Here is a 19,902-nt window from a genome sequence, read left to right as displayed (position 1 = left end):
CAGCGCGGTGAGCCAGCAGATGGTCTACAGCATCCCGTTCCGGCCGGGAACGCCGATGTTCTATTACGACCCCCAGGAGTGGTCGAGGCTGTTCCCGCCCGCGGTGATGGCCGCGCTGGCGGCGCCCTTCGCCGGCGGCAACGACGGGCCGGTGATCGAGAACGCGCAGGGGCGCGAGTTGAGACCGCTGCCGCGGCATGGCGAGTTGCCGGTCGTCGTCGCGGTCCGGATGAGCCTGAGCTTCCCGCTGCTGCTGTCGGCGGTGCCGCTGTACGCGGTGGACTGGTCGCGCACCGCGAACCAGCGCGCGCAGGCCCAGGTGCGCGCCGCGGAGACGGCCGAGGCCCGGCGCCAGCTGCGCCTGCGGGCCACGCGGATCTGGTTCTCCGACGGCGGCATCGGCAGCAACATGCCGCTGCACCTCTTCGACGCGATGCTGCCGCGGCACCCGACCTTCGCGGTCAGCCTGAAGCCGCCGCATCCGGACCATGGCATCCAGCCCGCCGTCGCGGGCAACGAGGGCGGCCGCGTCTACCTGCCCGAGGACGATCGCGGCGGCCGGTTGCGCTATTGGCCGGAGCCCGACCTGGTCCCCGACTGGGAGGAGCGCGAGGCGGCCGCGCGCGAGAAGACGCCGCTGGCGGGGCTGGCGGGTTTCCTCTGGAGCATCGTCGGGACGATGCAGAACTGGCGCGACGAGATCCTGTTCCCGACGCCCGGCTTCCGCGACCGCATCGTGCAGATCAGCCAGAAGCCCGACGAGGGCGGGCTCAACCTGACCATGGCCTCCGGCACGATCGCGGCCCTGGCGGATGCGGGCGGCCTGGCGGCGCAGCGCCTGATCGCGCGTTTCCATCCGCTGGGCGCGGAAGGCGGCGCGGGCTGGGACGACCATCGCCGCGCGCGGCTCACGACCTTCCTGGGCGTGATGCAGCCGGCCACGCTCGAGGTGGTGGCGGCCGGCGCGCCGGCGGACTGGCTGGCGCTGCTCAAGGACGATCCGCGGTATCGGCGCTCGTCGGCGATGCGGGCGGAGGCGACCCGGTTCCTCACCGGGCTGCAGGGCCTGGGCGCGGCCGTGCCGCTGAAGCAGTCGGGACAACCGCGCACGCTGGAGGTCGGCTCGCTCAAGCCGATCCCGCAGGTGCGCCTCGTGCCACGCGTCTGAGTGACAGCCGCCCCGGTCCGCCGGGATCGGGGGGCCGGCCCCTTAACGCCGGCCGGAGATCGGAGTACGGTTGCGCGTGCCACATCGTGCCGCGTCGAGGTCCGATCTCCCTTCGGGCCGCGTCCGAGGAGAACCACATGATGTCCAACACGAACGCCCGGGGGTCCATCGGTCGTCGTCTGGGAATGGTCCAGACCGGCGTCCTGGTGATCGCGCTGATCGGATCGGCGCTGGGGTACTGGGGCTTGAACCGCGTCGCGGAGCAGACCGCCGCGATGTACACCGACGCGATCGTCACCGAGCGCGCCGCGTCCGACTGGTACCGCAACGTGTTCAACGGCACGACGCGCACCACGGCGATCGCGGTCAGCGCGGACCCGGGCCTGGCGACCTTCTTCACCCAGGCCGCCGCCGAGGCGACCAAGGTCTCGACCGAGCTGCAGCAGCGGCTCGACAAGCTGCTGACGAAGCCCGAGGAACGCGCCACCTTCGACAAGGTGGCTGAGCTGCGCAAGACCTACCTGACGGTGCGGGACGCCATCACCGCGGCGAAGAAGCAGGGCGACATGGCGCAGGCCAAGCAGATCTTCGACGAGCAGTTCCAGAAGGCGTCGAGCGCCTACCTGGACGGCATCCGCGCCGTGGCGCAGCAGCAGCGCGACCAGCTGGACCAGGCGATCCAGGCGCTGGCCGCGACCAACGAACGCGCCCGGATCGCGCTGGTGGTGTTCGGGCTGGTGGCGCTCGCAGCGGGCGGCGCGCTCGCGGTGTGGCTGACGCGTTCGATCACCCGGCCGCTGGGCCAGGCGGCGCAGGTGGCCGACGCGATCGCGCGCTTCGACCTGACCGGACGCATCGAGACCCGCGGCAGCGACGAGACCGCGCAGCTGCTGCGCGCGCTGGATGCGATGCAGGGATCCCTGCTGCGGCTGATCGGCGAGGTGCGCGGCTCGACGGACAGCATCGGCACCGCCAGCGCCGAGATCGCCAGCGGCAACATGGACCTGTCGGCGCGCACCGAGCAGACGGCGTCCAACCTGCAGCAGGCGGCGCTCGCTGACGCAGCTGACGGGCACGGTGCGGCAGACGGCGGATGCGGCGCTGACGGCCAACCAGCTGGCGAGCTCGGCCGCGGAGACGGCGCAGCGCGGCGGCTCGGTGATGGGGCAGGTGGTCACGACGATGGGCGAGATCAGCGACAGCTCGCGGCGCATCGCCGACATCATCGGCGTGATCGACGGGATCGCCTTCCAGACCAACATCCTGGCGCTGAACGCGGCGGTGGAGGCGGCGCGCGCGGGTGAACAGGGGCGCGGCTTCGCGGTGGTGGCGGGCGAGGTGCGCTCGCTCGCGCAGCGCAGCGCGGAAGCGGCCAAGGAGATCAAGTCGCTGATCGCGACCAGCGTGGACCGCGTGGAATCGGGCTCGCGCCTGGTGACCGACGCGGGCACGACGATGACCGACATCGTGACCAGCGTTCAGCGGGTGACCGACATCATTGCCGAGATCCGCGCGGCCTCGCAGGAGCAGAGCGACGGCATCAACCAGGTGAACGCCGCGGTGGGCCACCTGGACCAGATGACGCAGCAGAACGCGGCGCTGGTGGAGCAGGCCGCCTCGGCGGCGGAGAGCCTCAAGGACCAGTCGAAGCGGCTGTCGGCCGCGATCGCGGTGTTCAGGCTGGCGTGACCGGGCGGGCGCCGAGGCACTCGGCCTCGCGCGCCGGGGTCAGCGTGGCGACGAGCTTGCTGGCATCCCAGTCCGGCTCGCGCGGCGCCAGCGCCCAGCCCAACGTGTCCGCGGCGGTGTCCTCGATGGCGCGGCAGGTCAGGCCCGCGGCCGCCGCGCGGGTGGCGTCACCGAGCAGCATGCCGCCATGGGTCGGGTCGTTCTCGGGCAGCCAGAGCGGGAGCTGCGTCCAGGGCGCCATGCCCAGCACCAGCAGCAGGTCGTCCGGCAGCCAGGTGAAGCGCGCGCCGGCCTCCGGCGCGGCCTGGACGCAGGCGTCGAGCAGTGCGTGCATCGGCATCCGCGGCCCGACGGCATTGAAGCTGCCGGTGACGCGCGATTCGGCGAGGGTCAGGCAGAACGCCGCGAGGTCGCGGACATCGATGACCTGGACCGGACGTTCCGGCCGGCCGGGCGCGAGGATCTCGCCGCCGCGCGCGACGCGCGTCGGCCAGTAGGTGAAGCGGCCGGTCGGGTCATGCGGGCCGACGATCAGCCCGGGCCGGACGATGGCGTGACGACCGGGCAGGGCGTGCGTGAGCGCCTCTTCCGCGCGGGCCTTGAGCGGGCCGTAGCCCTCGTGGCCCGGCGCGAGCGGCGCCGATTCGTCGAAGACCCGGTGCGGCGGGAATACGCCGTAGGCCGAGATCGACGAGACCAGGACCACATGCGGTGCGCCGGTGTCGAGCGCGGCGAGGCCGCGCTCGACCTGCGCGGGATTGAAGGCGGTGCAGTCGATGACGGCGTCGAACGCGCGGCCGCGCAGGGCGCTCATGTCGCCGTCGCGATCGCCAACGAGGCGCTCCACTTCGGGGAACAGCCCGCGGCCGTGGCGGCCGCGGTTCAGCATCGTGACCGCATGGCCTCGCGCGAGCGCGGCGTCGATGACGTGGCGCCCGAGGAAGACAGTGCCGCCGAGGATGAGCAGTCGCATGGGGAGCTCGCGTCGCGATGGGACAGGGCGCAGTATCCGCCGTCGGCAGCACGCATCCGCAACGACGAGCGGCAATGAAAAAGCCGGTTGCCACGCGTGTTGTGGCTTCAACTCAAAACTTGCCGCGTTTTGTCGCACCGGATTGCCGCGTTTCGGGCTTTTTCAGCTTTGGTCAGCTGTCTTTCGAGACATCCCGTTGCCGCGAGTGCAAAACGAGACCATCGCACTGCCGCGCGTTCTCGGATGGCTAACTTGTTGTTCTGTATATGGTTTTCTAGTGCGCGGACAGCCGTTTAAAGGAGCGCCTAAATTTAAGGCACATCCTTCAAAAGGAACTAGGGTTTGGGGGCTCACAGGCGCAAATGCGAAGCGCCGCAGCTGGTCCGACGCTCGCCGCGCGACAGATAGCATGCAGCACATGCCGTGAGGTTAAGCCGAACTAGCATCAGTGCGGTTCTACACCACTACGCTAGGCACAACGCAGCGAACGAATGCCCATCTTCACCCGACGACGCCTGCAAGCGATGCTCGACGACCTCGCTCGAAGAGGCGACGCGCAGAAGCTCACCGACGTGCGAGCCAGGCTCGAGAACAAGCGCGTCGACCAAGCACTGCCCGCGGAAATGGAGCTCGCAGTGGTCTGGGCGCTCGCGCGACTTGGTGAAATTGAGACGGAGCCGGAGTGGTTCGGCGATCGGCGTCCAGACATCTATACGGAGCAACTGTTCCCGGGCCAACCTTGTGTCGTCGAAGTGACTGCGGTCTCCGACGGCCGGATGGCGCAGGAGCCGGAGCTTGCGCGAGTTGGGACAAAGCTGAAGGAAGCCGCCAACAGGATCCGCCGAGGTCGCGGCAAGCACCTCTCGTTCCAGATCCATGTCGAGCAAGGCTATGAGGGCTCCGCCTACTTCCGGCGCCGAAAGGTAGACGCGGACTTCGAGCCGTCGGCTGGGACTGTGGATCTGCTGCGTGGCTGGCTCATGCAAGATGGGGTGCGCGAGCCGCTGGTGCTACTTCAGGGCGCCACGCACGTGACCGTGCAATGGCATGAGGTTCCGCGGCATCCTCACAGCAACGTCTTCTGTTCGATGCCGGCGGAGGCCTACTCATTAGAAGACAACCCGCTGTTCGACGCGTTGGACGAAAAACGCAGGCAACTGGCAAGTCCGGAGTTCACAGGGGTCAGATGCATCGTTGTCGCTGATGCTGGCTCGACATTGATCCGGCGACTCGACGCTGTCTTCGGCATGCAGCGTTCGGTAACCGGGCGGCAAGTCATCGAATACTTCCTGCGCAGTTCGGATGTGGGCGTAGACGTGGTGCTCACGCTCTCGCCATTTCGAGACACCGGCTTGTGGTTTACCGGCTCGCGCCGATCTGAGTGGCGGAGTTCGCTGTTCCTGCGACCAGGGCTTCGCCTTGACACCGCAGTTGCCCAGCGCCTGGCCTCCTGCCTTCCCGTTCCCCGATTCGAAGGCTACCAAGCCCGATCTCTACACCAGCAGGCCCTCTACCGCCACGATTCCCGCGGCTGGTACTTGGGCACAGGAATGCAATCACGAGGGTCGTCAATGACTGTAAAACTATCGTCGCGGGCTGTCCTAGAACTTCTCGCTGGCCGCATGACTCTGGAGCGATTCCACGAAGTCACCGGGCTCAAACAGACGCCGACTTCCGCCAACATCTTCGATCACCGCTTGAAGCAAGGAGACATCCTCTCGCAGGTGACCATCGAGTCCGGAGGCCTAGATAAGGACGACGACCTCCTGGTCTTCGAGCTTTCTCGAGACCCCTCTGCAGCTCCCTTGCGCGTCGATGCCACGCTTGGTACCCCTGGCGCACCGCCTAGCGCTGGTGAATGAACGCGGCACGCGTCGGCGCCCCCCTGCCGGCCTAGTCACAGTCCGCCGGTTCTGGAAAGCGGCAGAATTTTTTAGCCGATAACGGGGCTCGATCGCGGGGAGATTTTGCAGCGAAGAGTCTTCCCGCTCGCGGTACTGGCATCACCGACCTATACGGTCCTGGTGCCCTACGCGAGACCGTCCAGGCGAAGGGGTGCCAGTCAACCCACTTCTTCAATCGGCTGGACGATCCAAGTTTCAAACGTGACCCAAACCTCTCTTCGGCTCGACCACGTCGACATCGACCGCCTGACGCGCGACGGTCGCTCGCCGCAAATGCAGCTGCGCAAAGCCCATGAACTTCAGCGGACTTCGGTGTCGCGGATCGAAGTGTTGCCGCTCAGTCATCGGATGTACGGCGAGGTGATCCGAGATCACTTGAACGCGCTGCACGACTACGTGGTCGTGCGCGGCCGCGGATGGGGCGGAAGCGTCGAGTACCTTGAGGGGTGGAAGCGGCTTGCCGCATTTACCTCGATGGGCGCGACGTACGCCAAACGCTTGAGCATGGCGTGGCACTCGGTTGAAGCCGCAGCCCGCAGTGGGCGCCTTTCCGAACCGGGTCGCGAAGTGGCCCTCGCTGCTCGGCGGCTCAAGCAGGCTGGACTTCGGCCGGTAACCGAGTCCTTCCGGTGGAATGCTAACGGCAAGAGCATGTTGGAGTTCGTGCCGCCACTTCTGGCTCGGGCAACGTTTCCCGTGTTTCGCTCCCAGCCGTTTAAGGATCGGCTGTTCTTGCGCCGTAGCACTCGCGGACACAAGGAGCTTGTTGTTCTCAGAACCTATGTGGAGGACCAGTGCGATATCGACTGGGGTTCCGACCAGTTGGTGCTTGAGAGGAATGCCTGCCAGGAAGCGATTGATGTCCGGCTCACTGCGGTGCCAGGGTGAAATGCTGTCGTCCACATAGTGTGGAGAGGAATTCTAGGGCGAACCACTTGGTCAAGAAGATGACGAAATTCGCGACTAAATTGATGACGAAATGAATGACTTTGCGCGGACTGAGTTCTCGACCTCAAACGAAAAAGCCCGGCCGAAGCCGGGCTGAACTCAGTTGTTGGAACTACTTCGACTGGAGCGTCAGGCGACGCACTCGTACAACGACAAGAGGTTGTTCGGATGCTCTCCATCCGAAACGGTCTTGAGGTACTTGTTGCCGAAGCGGCTCACCGCAACGATGACATCAACCTGGTGCTGGCCATTCTTGACGAAGAAGCTGTACTTCTTGGCTTCGATGTCTCGGATGGCCTCTTCTTGCGAGAGCTTCCAGTTCGTTCCGTTCGGATTAACTCCGCCGATCGCTTTGATGCGCTCGTGGGGGTTCTGACGGTCCGACTTGTTGATGCACTTCACTTCATGACGCGAGGTCATAGGGGTACCCTTTCAAAGGAACGATGTCGCACACGCCCGGAGAAGCGCGCTTGACGTTGTTTGAGGGCCCCGCTTAGACTTCAGTTGCACCTTAAGCTCTGCGGGCTCCGGCCTCATTGCTTGCATCAAGCCAGTCGCTCAGTGAGCGACTGGCTTTTTGCTTTTATGCATCCCTCTCCTTAAGGCGATAAACGCCTTTTCGCTTCGGGACGCTCTCGATCAAATCGCTCTGCTGCATTCGGTAGAGCTTCGAGCCCAGCTTCCGCCGGTCCTCGGTGATGTAGTTGTAATCGCGATAAAGGCCGACGATCAGCTCGTCGACGTTCGCCACCCCTCCGAACTTTTCGCGCAGCAACGTGACGATCTGTTCCTCCAGATCGTCCAGCTTGACCGCGTTGATTTGCTTGAGCAGCGCCTCGGGCAGATCGCTGAGATCGCCAAGCCGCCGGCCCAAGTCCTTGGGTAATTCGGGGTTCATGGTCGGAACTATGCACCAACTGATTTCCCTGCGCAACCCCCAGGCTTCCGCCTCGTCATTTTCAGGATTGTCCTAGGACATCTTTTTGTTGGCTGCTTAGGCGAATGTAGCGAGATGCTTGTTTTTCGGAGTTGACAGTTGTGTCAACTGCTAAGCGATTGCTTGTGTTGCTGAAATCACTTTTTTCTCAGCATGTTGGTTGAATTCGTGCGTCATCAGCTTTTGCAAATGATTTCAACGACTCAATGTTGAATCTGCAAAAGCAAGAACCTCGGAACTTGGGGCGCAACTCGTCGGTGGTCAGAATTTTTGGCTGTAGCCATGGTCCATCAGTTAGCTAGTTAACTGCTGAGACTTCGTTTATGGTTCCGGGCATGGTCAAAAGTTCGCTATCGAACGGAGTGGGGCACCGAGCAGAGGCGTACGTCCAACCTGGACGACAGGGCAAGAAGGCGCTCGTCTTGTATGTAGATCAGCCAGCTCACAGGGCTGTGAAGCGCGTGGCGCTGTCGGAAGACGTCACGCTCGAGTGCCTCATCGAGCGCGCGTTGCACGACTACCTGAGTAAGAAGGGCCACAAGGCGGAGGCGAAGCTGCTTCAGTCGAAGTGAATTCAGGCGCAGCTCTGCCCGTCCGCGTTTTGCTTGAACGGGTGCTTTCGCCAGGTGGCTCATCTAATGAGCTAGCAAACGTCTATCGTCCAGCTCTAGCGCTATCTAGCGGCTAAGGAGCTCGGCATGGACCTCATTTACCTGGGTATCAGCGGGGTGCTGCACCCGTCGTGGTCGTTCTACGCCTACGTTCACGGACACGCACCGGAGGTGGACGGCCATTCCAAATACCAGTCTGTTTCCGACCTCGTTGAAGTCCTGAAGGGCTGGCCGGATGCGGCCATCATGCTCACCTCCACGCAACCATGGAGCAAGGGCCTCCCAGAAGTGCTGACGCATCTGGGGGATCTCGCGCCTAGGGTACTGGGCTACACGTTTCAGGACCTCACCGAGAAGGCGCCGGTAGGCCGTCGGGGCCGTCCGCTCTGGGCGGAGGACTACTGGCGCCTGTCCAAGAGCCAGATCGTCGACCTACACGTACGGTGGTTCCGTCCGGCGCGCTGGATCGTGATCGACGACGACGACATCCGGTGGCCCTACGACGTTGCGAACGACCGCTTGGTCCTGACGAGCGGATGCAGCGGTCTGAGTTGCCCAGCGGCAATCGACCGGCTCCGCACAGTGCTGCACCACAACTTCGGCCAGGCGCAGCGATCTGGCTAGCGCTTGGCGAAGATGACCACCGCTCGCCCCTACCGACCGCCTCCCCACGTGTGTCTTGGCCCTTTGGTTGTCGAGCCGCGGCTGCGGAGCTCTTAAGGTTTGCTACGACTTCCACGTCGACTACGACCTGCTCGAACGAGTCCTGACCCTGGTCGACCGTTCGCCGGTACCGGCTATGGAGCCGTGCCATGTGGGGTACCTCAATGCCCAACCGGAGCTGGACGCTGTGGCTGAGCGCTGCTTCGACGAACTGCGGCGCGGCCGCAGTCTGGGACGGCATCACGCCCTCGCGGACGCCATCGCCCTCCGTTCGAGGTTTATCGCCGCGCACGGACGATGAGCAAGAGAAGCTGCGGCCTGTGGCGCGTCGGGAGGCATGAGGCCGGATACGCTATCGGAAAATGAGGGAGGAATCATGAACGTTGGAGATAGGCTGCTGCACATCTACGACTCGCTGATGCGGCAGTCCGACGACCAGCAGATGCTGCACGCTTGGGCGGCGGTGTTCGAGGTCGAGACGGACACGCCGCACCTCGAAGAGGAGATGTCCTTCTTGGTTCTCGGATTGAGACGAGAGATCGCTCTGGCCAGGGAACGACTTGACCTGTTGGGTGTGCCGGCCGACCTCACACAGCCAGCGTGTGGCCGACTGCATGATGTCGCCTCGCCTACACAGTTCCTCACTCCATGGCGAAGCCATCGAGGAAACCTCACACCTCCTGAGTGCCGGAAGATATTCAGCTGGGTAACCTGGGCGCTCCGGGAAGAAGCTGAAGCGGACATGGAGGCCGAGGCCATGAGCGCCCTCGTAGACGAGCTGAAGGATCTGGAGAACGCGCTCGCGGACGCCAGCGTGCCGGGTCATCTCCGCGCGTTCATCGACAGGCAAATCAAGACCATCCGAAGTGCGCTACGGATGTACCGGGTGAGGGGCGTGGCGCCCATCCAGGAAGCGTTGGCAACTGTTGCTGGCGAGTTCATGGTGAAGGACCAGGTCCTCAAGCAGAACCTGGAATCGGGAACAACGCCTGCGAAAAGCGCAATCTCCCGGATCGCTACCACGGTGGACAAGCTGGCCAAGTTGGCCGACAACCTGTCGAAGGTGAAAAAGGGCGTTGAGGACGCGGCAGCGATCGGTGTGTCGGTCTCTGCAGTTGTCACGCCATTCCTGCTGCTGTTGCCGAAGCCATGAGCGTCTGCGCGTCCTGTCCGGCACTTCCGGCAATTCCCGCAGGGATCGACACCAGCGCAATGCTGACCATGGCGGGGCTCATCGCAGCCGTCTGGTCTGTCGTTCCCGCGACTACGAAGCTCAGCTTCCGGCTGGGCCTGTCATGGCTCGACTGGGCCATCATTTGGTCCTTGTTGGGGCTGATCCACGTCTTCTTCTTTGAGCCCGTTCTCCGATGGCTACATCTCTTCCCGGTGCTCGGACCCTGGAAGTGGGGCTTCGACAAGAGCGTCCTGCAGTATTCGCTTTTCCTCGCGCTGGTTGGCTTCGTCTACATCAGGTCGCGCCGCACAGAAGTGAGTCGCTGGAAGCTGCCGCTCTTTGAGAAGCTTGCAATGGCGCTTCTGCATGGGCGGCGCTTCGAAGAGCTGGCTGGGCTTCTCGATCGTCATCTCGACTCGGTACTGGAACTTGCCTGCCGCGAAGGCATTCGGCGCCGTCTTGCGAATTGGCTGCGTCCAACCCTAGTGCTGCCGATGTTCACCCGTGGCGCGAACGGAAACATTTGCACGGTGGATGCTCCGATGTCTCGTCTCGCCAAGCTGTGGCGGGCAGCACGGGACAGGGCGGCCCACGCCATGGAGCCTTCGGAGAAGGTTCGTGGCCGGGCACAAGGAATCTTGACAAGTCTGCTCTCGTCGCGGAAGTTTGCTGCCTACCTTGCCCTAGCCCATCCTTACTTGTGTCTTCGCATCATGCAGCGGGTCACCAGGCATGTGGAAGACTTCCAAGACGAGTGCTTCGTCGCATTCCTTGAGGATGAAGGCAGCGTGCTGTATGCGGAGATCAAGAACAGTGAGCAGCTCGCAGGGCAGCAAGGTCACAGGCTGGATCTCCCCGAGGAGAACCGGTTGCTCCGGTTCTACCTTAGCGATGTCTCCGTGGCTGGCAACCTGGGTGTCTTCCGCTCGATTGGCGAGGCGGCACTGGCGCGGATCGAAGTTGATGATGTGCTGATGGGGCGCCTAAACGGCCCCTTGTTCAGGTATCAAGAGGTCGGCTGCCATCGGTGCCCAATCTACACGTCCATCTATTTCTTCCGCATCATGGTTCTCGAGGGGCTTCACCAGCGCTCGAACGACCATCTGTGGCTGCATTACGCGCATCACTTCGCCGAGAAGTTGTTGTCCCGTGCCCGCCCCGTCCAGCCGAGTGACGAGATCCACGAGTTCCCGACGCCGCTGGCCTATCTGTTGTACTGCTTGGTCGACGTTGCGTGCGACTGGATTGAAGACGCCATGGTGCTTACTCAGGAAGGGGACGTGATCCAGGATGACGTGCAGGAGGGAAGACACGTCTACATCTCCTTTGAAGCGACGACAGCCCTGGGTGCGGTGCTTGAGCCGATCATACTCTCCGACCGAGTACCGGACCGGCTCAAGAGCGAGTTGCTTGAGGTGGTCCTGAACTCTCTCAAGAGGGTGCAAGGGCCCAAGCGCCTCGCCGAGCTCGCTGGCGCGATGTGCCGCAATGTGATTACTCCCCACGGGTTCCGGGGGGACGCGCGATACCTAGCGCTGCTCCGTTACTTCTTCGATCGGCAGGACCACGTCCTGCGCGGGGATGTGCGGCGCTTCGATGATGCGCTCGCCGAGGCTGAGTCAACAGCGCGCTAGGAATACGCCGGATGGGCTGCGTCGGCGCCTGCCGCTCCTAGGTGCGACGTCTGGTCGCGGCCCGCGGTTAGGCGTCGACAGCCTCTTCCAGGAAGAGCGTCGGCACGATGCAAAAGCCCCCGGCATACAGCTGGACGATGCAGTTCGCGCGCGGTGCGCGAGCCTTCAGAACCTGCCTCCCACCGGGCTGCGCCAGGAGCGCCTCCTCTTGCGTGAGATACCACCACGTTTCGATGCCATAGCTGGAGGGGCAGGTGTACAAGTCGATCGCCTCGTCCAGGCCGCGGTGGATGCGTTGCTCCTCGGTGGACATGACGTCACACAGGTCGTCCTCCTCGACGTCGAGCAGCAGACTTTGGACTCCGTTCGTATTTGCGCTCGTGCGACCGGTGCGCGGAAGTTGCTCACCGAGCAGACGCAGGAACGCCTGACTCGTGAGGTCGCCCTTCAGCTCAGCGAGGACGGCGACGAGGTGGTCGCCGGGGGGCGTCATCTTGCAAAGCGCGCGGCCGTCGTCGAGGCTCAACGGTTCGGCGGTGTCCGTGAGCAGGTTGAAGATGCGATCGGCGGGGTGCGCGTGGATAGAGAGGGTCATGCGATTGAGATGAGGTGTTGAAGAGGAGTCCACCAGCTATTGCGGGTGCCACCAGACGGTGTAGCGTTGCAATCCGGGCATGTCAGGCGCGCGGCAACGTCCGCAGCAGGAACGCCTTGCATGGCAAGGCATTTCCTCAAACAAAAAAGTTTCGCCTGCATGCGCCCCGCTTCCGGTCTCAGATGGCACGCGGCTCCGCAAACCGGAGGAGTTGATCCCGAATGGCGTCTCACGCTCCCCAGCCAAGGGGGCTCATCCAGCCGACCCCAAACTCCGTAGGAACGCGAAGCGCGTCAGCGTGAACGGCCAGCGGCAGTCACGGCTGAAATTTCTTACCGGGGATCCCCGTCGTGTTCATCGCGCGATGACCGGCGCCAATTCGAATCCCATCGAGAAGCCAAGCGAGCATGTGCCATTAGCGTGAACTGCCCATCCGGCAGCACCAGCAGGCGCGTACACGTTGCTTCCCGTGCCTCTATGCAACCCAGCAGTGGACGCCGCCAGCGACCCAGGGCAGATACACGGTGCCTGTTTCCAACTGTTACATATTCAAATCGGCTGAATTTGCAGGCAGTTTTCGCGGTGGATTGAAGGCGGGAAGGAGAAATTGAGCATCGCCGGTGCGACATGGGGACGTCAGAACACTACACCGTTGGTGGCCACCCTGGTCACGCTAACAACTGCATCTTCAAAAGTGACGCAAACCACCACCCATTCCGAACCCGAGACGCAGGAGCAAGCCTGCCGCGCTGCCCGCTCCATGAAGGCGCTCTTCTCCCACGCCGAATTCGAAGACCTCGAGCCTGTTCCCTACGCCTTCAGCATGTTTCGGCGGCATTTCCGGGTGCTCGTGCTCGACCAAGTCCTGGAGCCGATGCTCACTATCGACGGAGCTTGGGGTGGCCTCGAGGAGCTGAGCTTGAAGCGCCGGCTCTACGGCGAGCTGAGCCAAGACGACCATAAGCGCGAGCGTGAACTCACCGAACTGCTGCATCAGGTGGGCCTCAGTTATGTGTCCGCTCGCGAAGCCTGGGACCTTGGAGCCCTCCAAGGCGTGCTGCAGGTCATCAATCCGCAGCGACTCGCGTCGCGCTTTCCGACGCTTGTGCCGTGGGACGGCGAAAACCGTCTGTTCACGCTCATCCGCTGCCGCCGCCACGAAATGCGCTGAGAACTCCTCCCTCCCAACCTGCTCCCTGCATTCCGACATGACCACCATCAACCACACCAATCATCACATCGCCGCGCCTCTGTCGATGACCGAACTCACCACGCCCACCGAACTTGACGCTGCCATGCGCCAGGACCTGCTCAGCATCCAGCTGCTCGGCAGCACCCTGACTATCCAAGATGCGTGGGTGGCGTTGAACCACCACGTTCGGCTCCTGGGTGAGGACCCCAGTGCTGCGCAAGCGCAGGCCAAGGAGATGGCGGAGGTCGCGCTCGCCCTTTGGAGCGCCGGCATTGAGTACGTCCAGTCCGAGCCGGGCTTTCCTTGCAAGCACGAGGGCTGGCTGTGCGTGTTGAACTCGGACCTTGGCGCGACGAACTATGAGGCGATGGACGGATGGGTCATCCCTTTCGACACCGTCATCACGCGCATGCTCAACGACTGAGGCTTCGCGGGGCTGCCGAAAGGCCTGCCCCGTCAGCCCGGCGCGGGTAGCGAAACGGTCGGATCGCCGAGGATCACGAGTGTCTGTCGGTCCATCGCCACAAGCTGGCGGTAGAGCGCCCAGTCGCGGGCGCCGGGTTGGTTATGGTTAATGGCGACGATGGCGTCCTGCCATTGCCCGTAGAACGCGCCAGCTTCTACGAACACCTCGTGCAGCGCGAAGCCGATCGGCGTGCGTCGGTCCGTCTGGTACAGCCTGCTGTACAACGCCTGGAGCAGCACATGCGTCAGCAATTGGCCGGTGGCCGGGTCACGCAAGGTCCAGTCGAAAGTCGGTTCCACGTGCCCGACGAAGGCGCGCAAGGGATTCACAGCCCCGAGCAGCTGTCGCGGCAGCGGCGCGACCATCGCTTGCGCTGCGCTGGCGACTCCGCGCAGGATCTTCCCAATTGAGGCGTCTTCCCCCATCAACTGCTCGTAGCGCGACACCCGGTCCGATCCTGCCGAGCAGCAGGCGTGCGCGTACCAGATGGCCCCGGCGGGCCTCCATTTGGCGATGTGGTCCAGCGCCAGTGGCTGATGATTGAGATCCACCGGAAGGCCCAGCGAGGCACGGATCGCATCCGAATCGTCGAGCGGCCCCGTCATGCCGTGGCTCGTCGTTACCACCAGGCCCGGCTTGTGCTCCTGAAGCCCCGTAACGAGCTTCGCGGCTGTGGCGTCAACGCCGGTCAGCCGCCGTCGGCCCACTAGGTCCTTGTCCTTCTCGAACAGCTCCCACAGCCGTCCACCAATGCCACGCGCCATCAGCCAGGTGATGTCGTCGGAGCCGTGATCGACGTTCCATATCAGCGGCGCAAGCGGATTGCTCTTCTCGCCTGGCCAGTCTTCGATAAGGGCGTTGACGTAGTTGTCCAGCCCTGGTCCCGGTGGCAGGTCGAGCCGGCCGACAAAGGTGGACATGTTTAGCGCGTACTGCACCGGCCACGGGATCTGCTCTGGCGTGCCGTAGATCAGGAGATAGCGGGGGATCCGGCCTTCACTAGTACCAGGTCGCGGCGCCGCCGTGGCAAGGTCCTGTGCCTTGTTGGTCCCCGGGTAATAGCGTCGCAGATAGCCTTGTTGCAGCTCCGGGTTCCAGCGCAACACCGGTGACCCGGGGCGTGCCGCCAGCAATCTGCGGATCGCCTCGGGCGCGTCGTCGGCCCGAGCAAGTTCTTCGTGCGAGAGTCCCGGTTTCTCATGGAGCACCAGTCCCCAGCCCACCTCGGGGTGGCTCCAGTCCCGCGCGTCTACGGGCGCTGCCGGCGCGAGCCACGTCGATGGCTTGCGGCTCACTTCCCTCTGCGCCCAAGGTGTGCGCCGGGGCAGTGGGTCGCGGTTGGGCGTGTCGCCCGCCCAGGCGTTGATCTGCACTTCCGCAGGTCGCTCGATCGGGCTCATTTAACCCCCTTCCGCGCAACGCGCTGCGAGGCCCAGAGCCTTCGATTGGCCCAGCGGCTCATGCGAAGTTGCCACCGCGGTCGGGCCGCAGATGCATTGGCACGGCGGGTTCCTTGTCGAGAATGGCCAGCACCGCGTCGGCGAGGTCGGACGAGCCGCTCGACGCGACGGCCCGTAGCGTCGTCGCGACCTGGTCGATACGCCTGACCATATCGGCTGCGTTCTCAACCCTACAGACTTTTAGGCCGCGATCCTGCTGATACAGGATCGGCAAGGACCAACGGCCAAAGGTGTCGTCCGGACCAAGTTGCGCCTCCGCATGCAGACGTGAGCGCGCATGAGCGACCGAAGGGCCGAGGTCGATCGTAGCGGTAGCGCCGTTGCTCAGCGAGTTCACGGCTTGGCGGATTGCACTGAAAGCCTTCGCGTAAAACGCCGACGCGAACAGCGTTGCGTCCACATCTCGGATCGGTTCGGCCATGCCGATCGCGACTGGACTCGCGGTCGCAGCCAGCGCGCGAGCCATCGAGAACATCTTGGGAGCGCTCTGCGCGCCAGAACAGCTATTCAGGATAGTCATCCATGTGCTGCCGGAGCTGACCAGGACCTCAGTCAGTCTTTCGATCGACAACAGGATGGATCCGGTGGGCTCTTCGATGTCGTGGTCGTTGATCGACGCGAACTCGAGCAACTGCAGACCAGCCTTGCTGTGGCCGTGGCAGAAAAAATGCAGGATCTGCGCAGACTCCGCAATGATCGACTTCTCGATCGACACCGCATCCGATGGCATCTGTTGCAGCTTGATGCCGGGCAACTTGCCGGCCGCAGCTTCCTCCTGTGCTGTGTCTAGCAGCTCCTGTTCGCCCAGGTAGATGCTGGCAACGATGTCGAGTCCGTCCTGCCGCGCCGCGCCCACAGCGTTGGCGATCTCATCGAACTCCTTCTTCGCCGTCACGTTAGCGGGCGACAGATAGGCCGCGAGTTTTAGAGGTGCAGAGAACAGCCGCACCGGCAGCGTCGACGTGGCGGACACGGAGGAGACCAGACGCTTGACGCTGCAGCGACCGTTGACCGCCAGGAAGCCGGCGGGCGGGTCCCCGTACAAGGTCTCCCAGCGTACGTCGGGGCAATCCGCGTCAGCGCTCAGCGTGAACTCGAGGGTCGTGAGGCCCGGTGCAGGCGTGCCGAAAATTTGCTCCAGTTCTGCGGTAACGGCCGTGTGCGTGGCCAATGCTCTGCGAAGTTCCTCGCCGTATTGCGTGACGATGGTGGCAGTGCTGAGCGGCGGCAATCCTGCTGGAACCTGCAACGGCCGGTACTGATGCATTTTCGGATAGGTCACTGCCGGCCGCGTACGCAGCAAGCGGAACAGCATCGTCCCGTCGTGTTGGTCGGCGATCTCAATGGTGGCTTCACGCATCACTTCTTCATCCCCCGCTTGCTGGCGAACTCGGAGACCACTCGCTGAATTTCCTTGCGAATCTCGTCGACCTGCTCGTCGACCTTGCGTTCCCTGCGGCGCAGCCGCTCTTCCAACGAGGACGTCGACAGCAGTACGTCCTTGGACAAGCGGCGGAACTCCTCGAAGCGTGCCGACTCCAGGAACCTCTGCGTGGAAGCAACCCAGCTAGGTGGCGCATTGACTTCCGTCGCGCGGATCACCGGCAATGCGCCGGTCACATAGCGTAGTAGGCGATCCTTGAACGGCGCACGCCTAGCCAGCAACTGTGCCGCAGCCGCGCCAAAGTCGTCCGAATGCGCCATGCCCAGTTGCGCAAAGCCCTCTACGAAGGAAGGATGGCAATACAGCAGGCCATCGCCCAGCACGGGCGCGGGTGCCGGCACGCCGCCTAGCAGCAAGCGGCAAGCCACGTTGAAGGCTTCGACTGTCGACCCCGTGGCCACGGGATGGCACAGCACCGCGCCTGGGCGCCGACGCGCCAGCGCGTCGGCAAAGGCGAGCATTCCCTTCCGATCGCCCTCCATGGCGGGGACGAAAGTGGCTGCACACGCGCCGATGCGGTTTAGCAGCAGTTCGAGTTCCGCCAATCCGACCATGGCATCCGGTATCCACGACTCTTCGTCCTCGCAAGCGCCAGGCACGTCGGAGGTGGCAGCGGAGTCGGTGAACACCAAGTGCGACGACGTCTCGGAGGCGCGCGCTCGTGCCAGCACAAACAGCGCATCGACGCTGTCGCCATGGAGTGCTTCGAGCATCCACGTCGTCCAAGCGGCGGCGATGGTCAAGGGACTGGAGGTCGGAGGCACCAGTGCATCGGTTGCGAGAGGGGGCGGGAGGGGCTCATGCACGAGCACGTCGACATCGCGCGCCAGTCCCCGCAGTCTCGAGCGCCACGCCGTCGTGGTGAACACGTGGACCTGCGTCTTGATGCGGCCAGACGCCTGTAGCACCGCATCCGCGATCACGCGCACGCGGTGGAGGACCGCTTCGGTGTCCTCCGTGGCGGGTACATCTACGATCACCGCTGCCTGCAGCACGTCCGCGCGCTCCACCGGACGATCCGGGAAATCTGGCAGCCGCAGAACCGGCCGACGCAGCGAGTCGCTAAGACGCATCTCCCAGGGCGCGGTTCCGAGCCAACCATACGGGCGCAGCAAGCGCAGCCAGAGCGGCTCCGCCGGATCCATGTCGCATGCAGCCAAGCGGAATCGGAGGTCTTCTAGCACGCCGGGAGGCACGTCGAGCTCACCGCGGCCGGACGGGTCGAAAGCGTCGTACGGCACATCCCAGGGCGCTCGCAAGTTAGGAAGCTCCGCCGATGGCGCGGCCTCGGCGCCGGCATTCGCCGCGTCGAGTTCGAAATGCACGATCGGCCCGTCCTTCCGGAACACCAGTCCGACGCTCAACACCACCAGCTTACGCGGCGGCTTCAGCAGCTTCTTCGACAATCCGCCGACCACGTCGAGGCTGGTTTGTAGAAGTCCGCTGAAGTCTGGTGCCGCCATATCAGGCCACCATTTGCTGATGCAGCAGCCAGGCCGTGTACTGCGTCGATACGTCACCGTGCGACGACACGCGCTTGCCTTTGGTGCCATCGAAGGCGATCAGCCCCGGGGCGCGCAGTTGGGGCAGCGGCGTGCCGGGCGCGGGCATTTCGTTGACCATCGTCTCTCTCGCTTTGCGCGGGCCGTAGCCGCCCAGCGCGGCGTACTTGCTGGGCGGATCGCCCGCTTCCACTGCCTCGCCCGCGTGCTGTGCGCCCACTTGCAGCTCGCCGAGGTCATCGTCGCGCCGCAGCGCCTTGTGGAATACGGTGTGCAGCGGAAAGTCCCAGGCGCTGCAAGTCATGGCTAGCCCGTTCTTCACGCGCTGGGGAACCGCCACATAGCCGCCCGCTCCTTCACGTCCCGGCACCTCCGCCGCGAAGCACAGGTGCGAAACTGCCGGCTGCAGCAGCAGTACGCTTGTCACCTGTCGGGGGAGGTCCTTGGACGCGATAGCCGACAAGACGACCTTGGCACCGTAGGAGTGGCCAACCACGTGTACCGGCGCCGGTGACCGCGCGAGCAGGTCACTCAGCAGCGCCGCAACACCGTTCCAACCCACGGTGCCGGCACGGTCCTTCATCTGATAGACCGAAGCCACACGCAAGGCATTTCGTGGGTCGAGGAATGACAGGAAACCGGCATCTTGCACGGCGCCTTGCGGTCCCTGGCCGAGGGTTCCGCCTTCCTGAAGCTCGTCGCTGTCATCGGGCACCGGCCCCGCAAGGCGTTGAAGTGCGTCCATACCGCGGTACATGTCCGCGGGCTGCGGGCTCTTCCGCTCGTTACCCTCCCTGCTGTCAGGGCTGCCAGCGTCGTTCTTCACTGCACGTGCGGTCAGTTCAACCAGTTCCTTGGTCTGAGTCGCATCAAGTCGATCCTGCTCGACGAGCGCGTAGAAGCGAGCGCGCTCGTCGCCTTCCAGTTGTTCCGCGAGTTCCTGTTCGAAGCGTTCGAACGGGTCGGATCGGCTCCCTGCGACGCTGGTTGTTGCCATATCCGGCCCCTTGTCGAACGAGAGCCAGGTGCTCGGCCACAGGATGCCGACGAAAATCGGTTCAGTGCCGCTTCCCGGATACGTCGTACGGTGCGCCTCCAGGTGCCTCAGCAGCCCGGCGTAACGCTGGGTCGCTTCTTCGTACTCGTTGTTCCAGCCATGGGAGAACAAGATGACAGGGGCCTGGGGATTCGCAGACACCGCAGCCAGCAGGGCGTCGCGCGTCTTCGGCGATGTGCAGATTCCCTTCTTGTCATAGCGGACCAGCCAAGCCGGCATCCTGACTCCTTCTAGTGAAATGGAACCAGGATTCATGGACATGGCGCTACTCCTTGACGTAGGTAATAGTCAAAGCTCGAATAGTGCGCGGGCCTGCCGAGGATCGCATCATCAATTCGCAGGACGATTGACCAACAAGATCGCCTCCTGCAACGGGGTGGCCGACAAATCCTATATGTCAGCTACGCACCGACGTAGGGTCGCTACGTGGCTTCGCACCCTCGCCGAGTCTGGGCCGATTGCGCGGCCGACTCACGTCGGCTTGG

15 protein-coding genes and 2 pseudogenes are annotated in these 19,902 nt (G+C 63.9%); 9 read left to right on the top strand and 8 right to left on the bottom strand.

All coding sequences use genetic code 11. The annotated features are described in order from the left end of the window. Together FUT87_RS07490 and FUT87_RS28535 are read left to right on the top strand one after the other, a co-directional pair. Positions 1–1,168 (top strand): annotated as a pseudogene (locus FUT87_RS07490) (hypothetical protein); the annotation flags it as partial. 137 nt (positions 1,169–1,305) lie between these two features. After that, a pseudogene (locus FUT87_RS28535) lies at positions 1,306–2,857 on the top strand (methyl-accepting chemotaxis protein). Here the strand turns inward: FUT87_RS28535 and FUT87_RS07475 are convergent. After that, positions 2,844–3,830, bottom strand: a complete 987-nt coding sequence (locus tag FUT87_RS07475) for an NAD-dependent epimerase/dehydratase family protein (RefSeq protein ID WP_147240618.1) — start codon at positions 3,828–3,830, stop codon at positions 2,844–2,846. The pseudogene FUT87_RS28535 and the gene FUT87_RS07475 overlap by 14 nt on opposite strands. 491 nt (positions 3,831–4,321) lie before the next feature. Here FUT87_RS07475 and FUT87_RS07470 point away from each other — a divergent pair, with 491 nt between their 5' ends. Both FUT87_RS07470 and FUT87_RS07465 read left to right on the top strand, forming a co-directional pair. Further along, positions 4,322–5,692, top strand: coding sequence for a hypothetical protein (locus tag FUT87_RS07470; protein ID WP_186830408.1), 1,371 nt, complete (start codon positions 4,322–4,324; stop codon positions 5,690–5,692). A 243-nt stretch (positions 5,693–5,935) separates the two neighbouring features. Further along, the gene (locus FUT87_RS07465) at positions 5,936–6,622 is read left to right on the top strand and encodes a hypothetical protein (RefSeq protein ID WP_147240616.1); all 687 of its coding nucleotides are present in this window, start codon (positions 5,936–5,938) and stop codon (positions 6,620–6,622) included. Between the two features lie 189 nt (positions 6,623–6,811). Here the strand turns inward: FUT87_RS07465 and FUT87_RS07460 are convergent, their stop codons facing one another. Further along, positions 6,812–7,102 (bottom strand): DUF3892 domain-containing protein, encoded by a 291-nt coding sequence (locus tag FUT87_RS07460; RefSeq protein ID WP_147240615.1) that lies wholly within the window; start codon positions 7,100–7,102, stop codon positions 6,812–6,814. Positions 7,103–7,265: 163 nt separating this feature from the next. Next, complete coding sequence (locus FUT87_RS07455; protein WP_147240614.1) at positions 7,266–7,580, bottom strand: hypothetical protein; 315 nt, start codon at positions 7,578–7,580, stop codon at positions 7,266–7,268. Between the two features lie 737 nt (positions 7,581–8,317). On the opposite strand from FUT87_RS07455, the gene FUT87_RS07450 reads away from it, so the two are divergent. From FUT87_RS07450 to FUT87_RS07440, 3 genes are all read left to right on the top strand, one after another. Beyond that, positions 8,318–8,854, top strand: a complete 537-nt coding sequence (locus tag FUT87_RS07450; RefSeq protein ID WP_147240613.1) for an HAD domain-containing protein — start codon at positions 8,318–8,320, stop codon at positions 8,852–8,854. Positions 8,855–9,269: 415 nt separating this feature from the next. Next, complete coding sequence (locus tag FUT87_RS07445) at positions 9,270–10,046, top strand: hypothetical protein (RefSeq protein ID WP_147240612.1); 777 nt, start codon at positions 9,270–9,272, stop codon at positions 10,044–10,046. Then, positions 10,043–11,701, top strand: coding sequence for a small multi-drug export protein (locus FUT87_RS07440; protein WP_147240611.1), 1,659 nt, complete (start codon positions 10,043–10,045; stop codon positions 11,699–11,701). The genes FUT87_RS07445 and FUT87_RS07440 overlap by 4 nt, the downstream gene beginning before the upstream one ends. A gap of 67 nt (positions 11,702–11,768) precedes the next feature. On the opposite strand, the gene FUT87_RS07435 is transcribed toward FUT87_RS07440, so the two are convergent. After that, on the bottom strand, positions 11,769–12,296 hold the full coding sequence (locus tag FUT87_RS07435; protein ID WP_147240610.1) for a hypothetical protein: 528 nt from the start codon (positions 12,294–12,296) through the stop codon (positions 11,769–11,771). 652 nt (positions 12,297–12,948) lie between these two features. Between FUT87_RS07435 and FUT87_RS07430 the strand changes: the two genes are divergently transcribed. Continuing rightward, positions 12,949–13,467 carry a hypothetical protein gene (locus tag FUT87_RS07430; protein WP_147240609.1) on the top strand — a complete coding sequence of 173 codons (519 nt, stop codon included), beginning with the start codon at positions 12,949–12,951 and terminating at the stop codon, positions 13,465–13,467. A gap of 37 nt (positions 13,468–13,504) precedes the next feature. Beyond that, positions 13,505–13,912 carry a hypothetical protein gene (locus tag FUT87_RS07425; RefSeq protein WP_147240608.1) on the top strand — a complete coding sequence of 136 codons (408 nt, stop codon included), beginning with the start codon at positions 13,505–13,507 and terminating at the stop codon, positions 13,910–13,912. A 32-nt stretch (positions 13,913–13,944) separates the two neighbouring features. Here the strand turns inward: FUT87_RS07425 and FUT87_RS07420 are convergent, their stop codons facing one another. The 4 genes from FUT87_RS07420 to FUT87_RS07405 are packed head-to-tail and all read right to left on the bottom strand — an operon-like array spanning position 13,945 to position 19,678. Beyond that, positions 13,945–15,354: a hypothetical protein gene (locus FUT87_RS07420; RefSeq protein ID WP_147240607.1), complete on the bottom strand. Its 1,410-nt coding sequence runs from the start codon at positions 15,352–15,354 to the stop codon at positions 13,945–13,947. A 58-nt stretch (positions 15,355–15,412) separates the two neighbouring features. Beyond that, on the bottom strand, positions 15,413–16,774 hold the full coding sequence (locus FUT87_RS07415; RefSeq protein WP_147240606.1) for a CHAT domain-containing protein: 1,362 nt from the start codon (positions 16,772–16,774) through the stop codon (positions 15,413–15,415). Further along, on the bottom strand, positions 16,774–18,321 hold the full coding sequence (locus tag FUT87_RS07410; protein ID WP_147240605.1) for a hypothetical protein: 1,548 nt from the start codon (positions 18,319–18,321) through the stop codon (positions 16,774–16,776). The genes FUT87_RS07415 and FUT87_RS07410 overlap by 1 nt, the downstream gene beginning before the upstream one ends. 1 nt (position 18,322) lies before the next feature. After that, entirely contained in the window at positions 18,323–19,678 is a 1,356-nt protein-coding gene (locus tag FUT87_RS07405; RefSeq protein ID WP_147240604.1) for an alpha/beta hydrolase, read from the bottom strand. Between the last annotated feature and the right edge of the window lie 224 nt (positions 19,679–19,902).

The organism is Mitsuaria sp. TWR114 (assembly GCF_007997345.1).
Note: the sequence above shows the minus strand (reverse complement) of the source record. Positions and strands in the feature narration are given on the sequence as shown.

Bases quoted from the DNA above. Each gene is read 5' to 3' on its own strand.
- FUT87_RS07475 (WP_147240618.1), bottom strand. From the start codon at position 3,830: ATGCGACTGCTCATCCTCGGCGGCACTGTCTTCCTCGGGCGCCACGTC.
- FUT87_RS07470 (WP_186830408.1), top strand. From the start codon at position 4,322: ATGCCCATCTTCACCCGACGACGCCTGCAAGCGATGCTCGACGACCTC.
- FUT87_RS07460 (WP_147240615.1), bottom strand. From the start codon at position 7,102: ATGACCTCGCGTCATGAAGTGAAGTGCATCAACAAGTCGGACCGTCAG.
- FUT87_RS07455 (WP_147240614.1), bottom strand. From the start codon at position 7,580: ATGAACCCCGAATTACCCAAGGACTTGGGCCGGCGGCTTGGCGATCTC.
- FUT87_RS07450 (WP_147240613.1), top strand. From the start codon at position 8,318: ATGGACCTCATTTACCTGGGTATCAGCGGGGTGCTGCACCCGTCGTGG.
- FUT87_RS07445 (WP_147240612.1), top strand. From the start codon at position 9,270: ATGAACGTTGGAGATAGGCTGCTGCACATCTACGACTCGCTGATGCGG.
- FUT87_RS07440 (WP_147240611.1), top strand. From the start codon at position 10,043: ATGAGCGTCTGCGCGTCCTGTCCGGCACTTCCGGCAATTCCCGCAGGG.
- FUT87_RS07435 (WP_147240610.1), bottom strand. From the start codon at position 12,296: ATGACCCTCTCTATCCACGCGCACCCCGCCGATCGCATCTTCAACCTG.
- FUT87_RS07425 (WP_147240608.1), top strand. From the start codon at position 13,505: ATGACCACCATCAACCACACCAATCATCACATCGCCGCGCCTCTGTCG.
- FUT87_RS07420 (WP_147240607.1), bottom strand. From the start codon at position 15,354: ATGAGCCCGATCGAGCGACCTGCGGAAGTGCAGATCAACGCCTGGGCG.
- FUT87_RS07415 (WP_147240606.1), bottom strand. From the start codon at position 16,774: ATGCGTGAAGCCACCATTGAGATCGCCGACCAACACGACGGGACGATG.
- FUT87_RS07410 (WP_147240605.1), bottom strand. From the start codon at position 18,321: ATGGCGGCACCAGACTTCAGCGGACTTCTACAAACCAGCCTCGACGTG.
- FUT87_RS07405 (WP_147240604.1), bottom strand. From the start codon at position 19,678: ATGTCCATGAATCCTGGTTCCATTTCACTAGAAGGAGTCAGGATGCCG.